Genomic DNA, 10,531 nt, shown 5'->3' on the forward strand with positions numbered 1-10,531 from the left:
AACCCCCTGCGCAGTCAAGATCGAGGGCCTTGACCGTTTGTCGTGACTGTTATTTCTAACAGTATCCCGCCTTCGGTTTTGCGCCTTAGCTGATTGAAATCACGGTGACTGCACAGGTGCTCCGATGAAATCCATCAGCAAGCTTCTCGCCATCGTCCTTTTGGGCGCGGCTTCCTCGGCGTTGTCGGCAGCGCCTGCCAACGCTGGTTATTCACATCTGGTCCTGCTGCTCAAGGACGATGGCTCGACGTCGAGGCATTTCCAGGACACCTACGACCCGTCCAGCACCTTCCAGACCCATGTACCCAACATCAAGGCGCTGGTGCCGCCTTCCAAGACGCGTACGCTGGAGGGATTTCAGGCCTTGCAGCGGCATCGGCTGGACCGCTATTACATTATCGACACCCAGCACCTGACACCTGACCAAGCCCAGGCACTGGCTGCGAAGCTCAAGCAGGACCCGGCGATTGAAGACGTCGACTTCGAGCCGCAGGTCGATGGAATGGAAAACGATAACGGCACGCCGGCGATGGAAAGCCTGCGTAATGACATTCCGGACCACACTGCTCGCCAAGGCTATCTGTATGACAGGACCGCGCTAGCGCCCTACAGAATAGGCGGTGTAAATGCTACGCAAGCCTGGAAAATTCCTGGCGGCAAGGGCGAAAACATGCGAGTAGTTTCTTCGGAAATCAGTCATTGGTCCTACAACCATCTGGACTTGCCTAAGCCTTTTCTGGAAATCAGCCAGGGTGCCGTCGTTGGCGCCCATGACACGGCCAGCGTCGGCACCATCGCCTCCAGGGAAAATGGATTCGGAACCACCGGCATCGTCCCCGAGACGCAGTTGGGCTACACCCAATATGGCGACTCACGACTGCTGCAACTGGCCGAGCGCTCCAGTCCTGGCGACGTCGTACAGTTAGGCGTGCACTTCAAATATGCGACATTGCCCGGCGTAGGCTGCGCCGCCGATTGCTTCATGCCCCTTGAGTACAGCAAGGCCGTCCGTGACATCATCACCTTCATGACAGAGGAAAAAGGTTTGCACGTGGTATTGGCGGCGGCGAACGGCAACATCAATCTTGATCACCCCTACTTCAACGGCTGGTTCGATCGCAACATATTCGACTCCGGCAGTGTCTATGCCGGCGCCGTCGAGCCGAAGACCGGATTGAGGTCGTATTTTTCCCAATACGGCAGCCGGGTGGACGTGTTCAGCTGGGGCGGTTCCGTGACCACGACCACGTGGAGTGCTTCCAACCCCACCACCGGCTATAGCCACACGTACAGCGGCACCTCGTCAGCCAACCCGATCATTGCCGGGGTGATGGCGTCGTTACAAGGCGTGGCGCGAGCCAACGGGCTGGGCAACATCCCGCCCAAGGAACTGCGCAGAATCCTCGTCGAAACCGGCTACCCACAGGCCAACGGCAATCGCACCGAGATCGGCGTGCAGCCCGACCTGGATTTAGCGATCAAGAAACTGCTCGCCGACGGCGCAGGCCAGCCGCCCACCGGCCGCCTGGCCCTGCCCGAAGAGGTTAAGTCGGGCGCGGCGTTCACCGGGCAGGTCTACGCCGAATCACCCACCAACAAACCGCTGACGTATCGCTGGACTGCCACGGGTTTCACGCCCGCGACCGGTGAGGGGCCGACCATTGCACTGGCGGCACCCGTGATGCCCGTCGACACCCGCACGTCTATATCAGTGCTGGTGTCCGATGGCACACGCAGCATCACGCTGGTCGAAAACCTCACGATCAAAGCCACCGAAACGCCACCGGTCGGTGACTGCGTCGCCGCGTGGGTCGCCACCAAGGCGTACTCCAATGTCAGCGAAAAAGTCTCCTACAGCGGTTACAACTATCAGGTCGCGCACTGGTCCCAGGGCGCACGCCCGGACCTGAATTTTGTTGAAACCGGCGCCGCCAAACCCTGGCGTCGCCTGGGCACCTGCGGTGGCGAATCACCCGTTGTCGCCAGGATCACCGCGCCATCCACGGTTGAAGCCGGCAAGCAGCTGCAAGTGTCGGGCATTTCGTCCACCGGCCAGGACCTGCGCTATGCATGGACCGCATCGGGCTTTACCCCGTCAACGTCGACGCAGCCGACCGCTACGCTCGTCGCGCCAAACACGGACGGTACGCGCAGCATCACATTGACCGTCACCGACGCACGCGGCGCCAGCGCCAGTGCCAGCCACACTGTCAAAGTGAACGCCAGCGCCCCCGTCAACCGGCCGCCGGTGGGCAGCCTGCTGGGCGATGAGACGGTCGAATCGGGCAAAACCGCGAATTTCACCGCCAACACCAGCGACCCGGATGGCGACCCCATGACGTACGCTTGGACGCTCCCAACCGTCCTCACCGCCACCGCCCTCAATACCCGCACCCTCAGCGTGACCGCCCGCCCGGTCAGCAGCGACACCCGCGCGACCATCAGCGTGGCGGTCAGTGACGGGCGCGGAGGTACGCTAAGGCTGGACCGGCCGATCACCGTCAAAGCAGATAACTGCAGAAGCACCCCGCCGTGGTCGCCGACCAAGACCTACCAGACCGCCTGGGAGAAAGTCTTGTACAAAGACAAGGTCTACGAACATAACTTCTATAGCCAGAACAAGCCGCCGGACCTTTACTCCGCGCAATGGGGCAAAGAATGGAAAATCGGGGTGCCATGCCCTTGAAGCATCCGGGGTGAGCGGACAAGCCCGCTCACCCCATTCCTGCTTCCTAAACAAAATTCCTACAAGTTTTCCTGAAAATACCCCGCGCGCCGTTAGTCGCCACCCCCCGCCATGCATTAAAGTAGTCGCCCCAGCCCGACGTTTGCTGCATGACGTAGAGGCTCATCTCTCCAGGAACCGTCATCGATGGAACATCGTGAAGCGCTGCTCGCGCTGCGAACCTTTCTTTCTACGCAGATTCTCGGCCAGGAAAAACTCATTGATCGCCTGCTGATCGCCCTGCTCGCCGACGGCCATATGCTGGTCGAAGGCGCGCCTGGCTTGGCCAAGACCAAGGCCATCAAAGAGCTGGCCGAAGGCATCGAAGCGCAGTTCCATCGTATCCAGTTCACCCCAGACCTGCTGCCCGCCGACATCACCGGCACCGAGATCTATCGCCCGGAAACCGGCAGCTTCGTGTTCCAGCAAGGGCCTATCTTCCACAATCTGGTGCTGGCCGACGAAATCAACCGGGCGCCGGCCAAAGTGCAATCGGCGTTGCTCGAAGCCATGGCTGAGCGCCAAGTCAGCGTAGGACGCAGCACCTACGAACTGTCGCCGCTGTTTTTGGTGATGGCCACGCAAAACCCCATCGAGCAGGAAGGCACCTACCCGCTGCCCGAAGCCCAGCTCGATCGTTTCCTGATGCACGTCAAGATCGGCTTCCCGGATGCCGCCGTGGAGCGGCGCATCCTGCAACAAGCCCGTGGCGAAGCCCTCAATGGTGAAACCAAGCCCGAACGCCGCGTCAGCCAGCAGGCGATTTTTGCCGCGCGCAAAGAAATCCTCGGCCTGTACATGGCCGATGCGGTGGAGGAATACCTGGTGCAATTGGTCATGGCCACACGCACCCCGGCCAAGTTCGACCCAGAGATGGCCGAGTGGATCGCCTACGGCGCCAGCCCCCGCGGTTCCATCGCCCTCGACCGCTGCGCCCGCGCCCACGCCTGGCTGGCCGGACGGGACTTCGTGAGCCCGGAAGATATCCAGGCGGTGTTGTTCGACGTACTGCGCCATCGCATCATCCTGTCGTTCGAAGCCGAAGCGGCTGGCATCGACCAGGACCGTGTGGTGCAACGCATCCTCGACGTCGTTGCCGTCGCTTGAACTCGATGAATGCCAGCGATGGAATCCGCGTCACGCTCAGCGAGTTGATTGAGATGCGCCACCGCGTGCGCGAAGTGCAGCTGTTTTCCACGCCGAGCCAGCGCAGCCCGCTGATCGGCTTGCATCACTCCAAACTGCGCGGGCGCGGAGTCGACTTCGACCAGGTGCGCGTATACCAGGCTGGCGACGATGTGCGCACCATCGATTGGCGCGTGACTGCCCGCACCCAGGAACCACACACCAAACTGTTCCACGAAGAGCGCGAGCGACCGATTTTTATCATGGTCGAGCAAAGCTGCCGGCTGTTTTTCGGCTCGGGCCAGATGTTCAAATCCGTGCTCGCGGCCCAGGCGGCGAGCCTGATCGGCTGGGCCGCGCTGGGGCATAACGACCGGGTCGGCGGGCTAGTGTTTGGAGACAATGAGCACTACGAAATCAAACCCCGGCGCAGCAAGCAAAGCCTACTGCAACTGCTTAACCGCCTGGTGCGCGTCAACCAGAGCCTGGACACCGAAAGCCGCCCCGAAGCCGATGCCTTGGGCATGGCCCTGCGCCGTGGCCGCGAAGTGCTGCGCCCTGGCAGCCTGGTGATTGTGATCTGCGATGAACGCGCCCTCACTGAGGGCGCCGAGCAACAGTTGAGCCTACTGTCACGCCATTGCGACCTGCTGCTGTTGCCGATTTCCGACCCGCTGGACCACGCCCTGCCCGCCGCGGGGCTGCTGCGTTTTGCGCAAAGAGGGGCGCAACTGGAACTGGACACGCTGAATTACGACTTGCGCCAGGCCTACAAGGCCCAAGCTGAAGCACGCATCGCCCGCTGGGAACTGCTCGCGCAAAAACTGCGAATACTGCTGATGCCCTTGAGCACCCAGAGCGAAATGGTCGAGCAACTGCGCGAATACCTCAACCCGCAACGCCCGGCCAAAAAACAATGAGCAGCCTTGACCAACTGCAACCGCTGATCGCCCCGCCAAGCATCGGCTTCTGGCCGCCTGCACCGGGTTGGTGGCTGTTGCTGCTGGTGATCCCGTTGCTGGGTTGGGGGCTTTGGTCCTTGCGCCGCTTCCTCCCTGCGCGACGCCCAGTGGCACGCGCCGAACAACCCTTGGACCCGCTGCGCATCGCCGCACTGGCAGAACTGGCCCTCATGCCCAAACCCTATGACGGCGCGCCCGCCGGTGCCTGGCTGCAACAACTCAATGGCCTGCTCAAGCGCCTGTGCCGCAACGACTACCCTTACAGCCAGAGCCACACCCTCAATGGGCGCAAATGGCTGGCGTTCCTCGACAACCGCTGCCCGGCTGCCGGCCTCACCCGCTGGATGGTACTGGTGGAAGGCGCCTATAAACCCGAATGCAAACTCGACGACAAGGCCATCGCCGGCCTGACCCAAGCCGTCGACACCTGGATTCGCAAACATGTTTGAGTTCGCCTGGCCGTGGATCTTCGTCCTGTTGCCGTTGCCCTGGTTGATGCGGCTTATCCTGCCTGTGGCCGACAGCGGCGAGCCGGCACTGAAAGTCAGCTACCTCAGTGATCTCGAAGGCCTGGCCAAGCGCCGCGCCCGCGTCAACTTGCCGGGCTGGCGCCAACAAGCCCCTTTTGTGGTGCTGTGGCTGCTGCTGTTGACCGCCGCCGCACGTCCTGAGTGGCTCGGCGAACCACTGCCGATTGCCGCCAGTGGTCGCGACCTGCTGGTGGCGGTCGACGTGTCCGGTTCCATGGATTTCCCCGATATGCATTGGCGGGACGAGGACGTGAGCCGCTTAACCCTGGTCAAGAACCTCCTCGGTGACTTCCTTGAGCACCGCGACGGCGACCGTGTCGGCCTGATCCTGTTCGGCAGCCAAGCCTACCTGCAAGCGCCGCTGACGTTTGACCGCCGCACCGTGCGTACCTGGCTGGATGAAGCGCGCATCGGCATCGCCGGCAAAAATACCGCCATTGGCGATGCCATTGGTCTGGCCCTCAAGCGCCTGCGCCAGCGCCCGGCGCAAAGCCGTGTGCTGATTCTGATCACGGACGGCGCCAACAACGCGGGGCAGATCGATCCACTGACCGCCGCGCGCCTGGCTGCCGAAGAAGGCGTGAAGATCTACCCGATCGGTATCGGCGCTGACCCTGAGCAAACCGGATCCCTGGGCATTCTCGGCGTCAACCCAAGCCTGGACCTCGACGAACCGGCGCTCAAGGCCATTGCCAACGCCACCGGCGGGCAATATTTCCGTGCCCGCGACGGCGAAGAACTGCAAACCATCAAGGAAACCCTCGACCAACTGGAGCCCGTCGAACAGCAACCAACCCAAGCCCGCCCGGCGCTGGCGTTGTACAGCGGCCCGCTGGCCCTGGCGCTGCTCCTGAGCATGTTGCTGGTGATCCAGGAACGCTGGCCCAACAACGCCCTGCAACGCTGGTTCAGCAAATTGTCGAGCAAGGGGATCTTCCTGCAACAAAGCCCTGAATGGCGCCAGCGCCTTAAACGCCTGCGTTTGCGGAGGCGTCGATGATCGACCTCTGGCCGCACTGGTTCCGCCCCTGGTGGCTGTTGCTGTTGCCGTTGCTCGGCTGGTTGCTGTGGCAACTGTGGCACCGCCAAAAACGCGCCGGGCGCTGGCAGATGATCCTGCCGCCGGCCTTCCACGCCGTGCTGCTCAGCGGTGGCAACGGCCGCGAAAGTAAATCGCCGTGGGTGGTGCTCGGTATCGCCTGGCTGTTGGCCGTGCTGGCATTGCTTGGCCCCAGTTGGCAACGGGTTGAACAAACCAGTCAGAAGCCGTCCGACCCGTTGGTGGTACTGCTGGAACTGACCCCGGAAATGCTCGCCACCGACAGCCCGCCCAACCGCCTGGAACAGGCACGCCGCAAGCTGTATGACTTGTTGCAAGCGCGCACCGACGCGCAAACCGCCATCGTTGTGTATGCCGGCAGCGCACACACACTGGTGCCACTCTCGGACGACCTGGGCACCAGCCGCAACCTGCTCGAAGCGTTGCGCCCCTCGATCATGCCCGAACCCGGCCACCGCGCCGACCTGGCAGTACAGAAAGCCCTCGACCTGCTCAAGCACAGCGGTCTCGGCCAAGGGCGCCTGCTGCTGATCGGTTCATCCCTGTCCAAGCAGGAGCGCCAAGGCATTCGCCTGCTGCTGCAAAGTAACCAGTCGCCACCCCTGTCGATCCTCGGCATCGGCAGCCGCGAAGGCACGCCGGTCACCCAGGAAAGCGGCGAATTTCTCAAGGACGAACACGGTGCGATTCTGGTACCACGCCTCGACAGCCCCACGCTCAAAGCCTTCGCCAGCGAAATGGGCGGGCGTTACCGTGCCGCACGCCTCGACGATAAAGACCTGCGCCAGCTCGGCGTACTCGACCCGCCGCAAGCCCTGCGCAATGACGGCCAGTTGCTGCACCTCGACACCTGGGCCGACCAGGGTTACTGGCTGCTCCTCCCGTTGCTGCTGCTCGCCGCTTGCGCCGGGCGCCGTGGCTGGTTGTTCTGCCTGCCCTTGCTGCTAATGGCAGCGCCGCAGCCGAGCTACGCCTTTGAACTCCAGGATTTGTGGCTGCGTCCCGACCAGCAAGGCCAATACCTGCTGAAGAAAAAACGCCCCGCCGAAGCCGCCGAACACTTTCAGGACGTGCAATGGCAAGGCGTTGCCCTGTACGAAGCTGGCAACTATGCCGAAGCCATCAAGCGGTTTGCCGAAGGCAATGACGCCTACGCTCACTACAATCGCGGTAACGCGTTGGCCAAATCCGGCGAACTGGAAGCGGCTATCGACGCCTACGAACAAGCCCTGGAAGCCCAACCTGACCTGCAACCGGCCCTGAAAAACAAGGCTCTGGTGGAATCCCTGATGCAGGAACAGGCAAAGCCCGAGCCAGAACAGCCGGCAAAAAACGAGGATGACGAATCCACCCAACCCGGCCAAACTGCGCAACCGGGCGCCAGCGGGCAGAATGCCACTGGCGGCGAGCAGTCGTCCCAGGGCCAAGGCGAAGCAGGCACCGGTGATACCCAGACTGGCGCCACACCGCAAACCGGCGGCAACGAAGTGCCGGGCAGCGAACTGGGCGACGAGCAAACCACCACCCCGCCGCTGCGCCCTAACGACGCAAGCCTCGACGGTGAACGTCGCCAAGCCCTGGAACAATGGCTGCAGGAGATCCCGGACAACCCCGGCGAACTGCTGCGACGCAAATTCTGGTACGAACAGCAACAACATCAGGACAAGACTCGATGAGCCGCCGCACCACCCTTCTGCTTCTGCTCGCGTTGACGGCAGGCCACGCCCAGGCGGCGAACCTGGTCGCCAGCGTCGACCGCAGCCGCCTCAATTCCGGGGAAACGGTGGAACTGACGGTGGAATCGAGTGACGTCACCCAGTTCGGCAAGCCCGACCTTTCGCCCCTGGACGCGCAGTTTGAAGTCAGCGGCACCCGCCAGCTCAACCAGCTCACCACCCTGGGCGGCGATAACCACGCCACCACGCGCTGGATCATTACCCTGCTGCCCAAGGAAAACGGCACGGTGGTGATCCCCCCCTTGCAAGTGGGCGACTACACGACCCAACCCATCAGCCTGCAAGTGGTGGAAACCGCCAGCCAGAACAGCAATGCCGAATTGGCACCCGTCTTTATCGAAGCCAACCTCGACCAGACCAGCGTGTACGTGCAGGCCCAGGCGCTGCTGACCGTACGTGTTTACCACTCGGTGTCGCTGTATGACGACAGCAGCCTCACGCCGTTGCAGATTCCGGATGCCCGCGTGGAACAACTGGGCGAGTCGCGCACGTACGAAAAAGTCATCAACAGCATCCGCCATGGCGTGATCGAAACCCGCTATGCGATCTACCCGCAGCACAGCGGCGCCCTGGAACTGCCGACGCAGACCTTCAGCGCCACGCTGGTGGAATCGCGCCCGCCTCAGGAAAACACCCTTCAGGGCACCAAGCCCGGCAAGCTGATCCACGTGAGCTCGGCGCCGCTGACGTTGCAGGTCAAACCCAAGCCAGAGTTGTATCCCGCCGACACGCCCTGGTTGCCGGCGCGCAGCCTGACGCTGACCGAGGCCTGGAACCCAGAACCTGAACATGTGCAAGTCGGCGACTCCTTGACCCGCAGCCTCACGGTCAAGGCCGAGGGCCTGTCCAGTGCCCAACTGCCAGCCTTGCCCAGCACCGACATCAATGGCCTGCGCCGCTATCCCGACCAACCGGTGCTCGGCAACCAGACCAGCGACCGTGGCCTGATCGGCAGCCGCGAAGACCGCGAAGCCCTGGTGCCCAACCGGGTCGGCCCGCTGGAACTGCCGTCCGTGGAAGTGGTGTGGTGGAACACCCACGAAGACCACCTCGAACGCACCAGCCTGCCCGCCCGCACGCTGCAAGTGGCCAACAACCCCAGCCTGGTGGTGGACACCCCCGCCACGCCGACCATCATCACCGCGCCGGACGACAGCCGTTTGTGGCTGTGGCAACTGAGTACGCTGATCCTGGCCTGCACCACGCTGCTGGGCTTCGGCCTGTGGTGGCGTGCGCGCCGGCAACCGGCGGTACTGCGCGCCGCACAAACCGGCCCGAGCCCGCGCACCTTGCTCGACGACCTCAAACGCGCGACCCAGGCCAACGACCCCCAGGCCACCCGCCAGGCGCTCGACGCCTGGGCACGCCAACAACCGGAAACCCTGGCCGACATGGCGGCGCGCTTTGTGCCGTTGTCGGACGCGTTGGATGGGCTCAACGGCGCGCTGTACAGCGAGAGCGGCCAATACTGGCTGGGCGAAGACCTATGGCGCGCGATAAAAGCCATCCCAATCGCCGAACGCGAGCTGGACTCAACGACCGACACCACCAGCCTGCCGCCGCTCTATCCCAAGTAGGCCATTGCCCAGCAAAAAAACCTCGCGATTGAGAGCCCACACGCCAGTCAATTTCCTACACGGGAGTTGACGCTTTCTGAACCAGCAGATTAGTCCGATTCAGCAAATACCTCCCCGCCAGTCAAACTTCTGCAGCGGTCGGCAATACCTGCCGTGCGCTTGAAATCAGAGGATTTATTGGATGGACTTTTACCGAGGTGACGACCGCAACCCAGCGGACAGCGTGATTCGTAAACAAGGGTTCACCGCAAAACCGCCTATCCCAACCATGAACGGCAACCAGGCACGTCTATATCTCGCTCAACAATTCATGAAAGGAAACATGCGCCTTTCATGCCATGACGTGGGCATGACGTGGCGCGAACAAACCCCTGGCGGGCTGGTGGCCACCGCTCAAACGCAGGAGGGCGCATTCGCGAAAAGCTATTTCTACAAGATTTCAATCCCCGACCGTGAGCTCATGGCGTGGGAACTGACCAACAAGGGCGATCGAGAACGACAGATACCGTTGTCGAACGTCGGAACCACCCGCAAATACTGCATCATTCACAACAGCAACACCTATGAGACGGCAACGATTATCGCGCTTTGTCATCCGGTACATACCCGAGAGGCCACCTTCCTGACGGCGATTCCCGCGCAATACATTGTAGGAACGCGAACAGGCAAGGATGTCCTGAATGAAAGTTTGCCGTTTTCCCCCTTCACTCCGGCGTAAGCCAGCCAGCAAGCTGCCCCCCCCCCGCCAGACACCTCACTCAGTCGACAAAGTTGCGTCGTTGGCTGAGTAGGTTCACTGCTCTGTAAGGTAAACTC

At 62.3% G+C, this 10,531-nt stretch carries 8 protein-coding genes; all 8 read left to right on the forward strand.

The features are described from left to right. Positions 1-124 precede the first annotated feature (124 nt). The 8 genes from G9Q84_RS11245 (at position 125) to G9Q84_RS11280 (ending at position 10,433) form a co-directional block, all read left to right on the forward strand. Positions 125-2,686 carry a S8 family peptidase gene (locus G9Q84_RS11245; protein ID WP_181643317.1) on the forward strand — a complete coding sequence of 854 codons (2,562 nt, stop codon included), beginning with the start codon at positions 125-127 and terminating at the stop codon, positions 2,684-2,686. A 186-nt stretch (positions 2,687-2,872) separates the two neighbouring features. After that, positions 2,873-3,832, forward strand: a complete 960-nt coding sequence (locus G9Q84_RS11250) for an AAA family ATPase (RefSeq protein ID WP_017739127.1) — start codon at positions 2,873-2,875, stop codon at positions 3,830-3,832. A gap of 5 nt (positions 3,833-3,837) precedes the next feature. Beyond that, positions 3,838-4,770 carry a DUF58 domain-containing protein gene (locus tag G9Q84_RS11255; protein ID WP_032887206.1) on the forward strand — a complete coding sequence of 311 codons (933 nt, stop codon included), beginning with the start codon at positions 3,838-3,840 and terminating at the stop codon, positions 4,768-4,770. Then, a complete protein-coding gene (locus G9Q84_RS11260; protein ID WP_032887208.1) occupies positions 4,767-5,261 on the forward strand; it encodes a DUF4381 domain-containing protein in 495 nt (164 codons plus the stop codon). The genes G9Q84_RS11255 and G9Q84_RS11260 overlap by 4 nt, the downstream gene beginning before the upstream one ends. Continuing rightward, the gene (locus G9Q84_RS11265) at positions 5,254-6,342 is read left to right on the forward strand and encodes a vWA domain-containing protein (RefSeq protein ID WP_032887209.1); all 1,089 of its coding nucleotides are present in this window, start codon (positions 5,254-5,256) and stop codon (positions 6,340-6,342) included. Before G9Q84_RS11260 ends, G9Q84_RS11265 begins: the two co-directional genes overlap by 8 nt. Beyond that, positions 6,339-8,078 (forward strand): tetratricopeptide repeat protein, encoded by a 1,740-nt coding sequence (locus tag G9Q84_RS11270; RefSeq protein WP_032887211.1) that lies wholly within the window; start codon positions 6,339-6,341, stop codon positions 8,076-8,078. Before G9Q84_RS11265 ends, G9Q84_RS11270 begins: the two co-directional genes overlap by 4 nt. After that, on the forward strand, positions 8,075-9,715 hold the full coding sequence (locus G9Q84_RS11275) for a BatD family protein (RefSeq protein WP_032887212.1): 1,641 nt from the start codon (positions 8,075-8,077) through the stop codon (positions 9,713-9,715). Before G9Q84_RS11270 ends, G9Q84_RS11275 begins: the two co-directional genes overlap by 4 nt. Before the next feature lie 181 nt (positions 9,716-9,896). Continuing rightward, the gene (locus tag G9Q84_RS11280; protein WP_181643318.1) at positions 9,897-10,433 is read left to right on the forward strand and encodes a hypothetical protein; all 537 of its coding nucleotides are present in this window, start codon (positions 9,897-9,899) and stop codon (positions 10,431-10,433) included. The last annotated feature ends 98 nt before the right edge of the window (positions 10,434-10,531 follow it).

Origin of the sequence: Pseudomonas sivasensis (genome assembly GCF_013778505.1) — a bacterium.
Taxonomy (GTDB): Bacteria; Pseudomonadota; Gammaproteobacteria; order Pseudomonadales; family Pseudomonadaceae; genus Aquipseudomonas; species Aquipseudomonas sivasensis.

Bases quoted from the DNA above. Each gene is read 5' to 3' on its own strand.
- G9Q84_RS11245 (WP_181643317.1), top strand. From the start codon at position 125: ATGAAATCCATCAGCAAGCTTCTCGCCATCGTCCTTTTGGGCGCGGCT.
- G9Q84_RS11250 (WP_017739127.1), top strand. From the start codon at position 2,873: ATGGAACATCGTGAAGCGCTGCTCGCGCTGCGAACCTTTCTTTCTACG.
- G9Q84_RS11255 (WP_032887206.1), top strand. From the start codon at position 3,838: ATGAATGCCAGCGATGGAATCCGCGTCACGCTCAGCGAGTTGATTGAG.
- G9Q84_RS11260 (WP_032887208.1), top strand. From the start codon at position 4,767: ATGAGCAGCCTTGACCAACTGCAACCGCTGATCGCCCCGCCAAGCATC.
- G9Q84_RS11265 (WP_032887209.1), top strand. From the start codon at position 5,254: ATGTTTGAGTTCGCCTGGCCGTGGATCTTCGTCCTGTTGCCGTTGCCC.
- G9Q84_RS11270 (WP_032887211.1), top strand. From the start codon at position 6,339: ATGATCGACCTCTGGCCGCACTGGTTCCGCCCCTGGTGGCTGTTGCTG.
- G9Q84_RS11275 (WP_032887212.1), top strand. From the start codon at position 8,075: ATGAGCCGCCGCACCACCCTTCTGCTTCTGCTCGCGTTGACGGCAGGC.
- G9Q84_RS11280 (WP_181643318.1), top strand. From the start codon at position 9,897: ATGGACTTTTACCGAGGTGACGACCGCAACCCAGCGGACAGCGTGATT.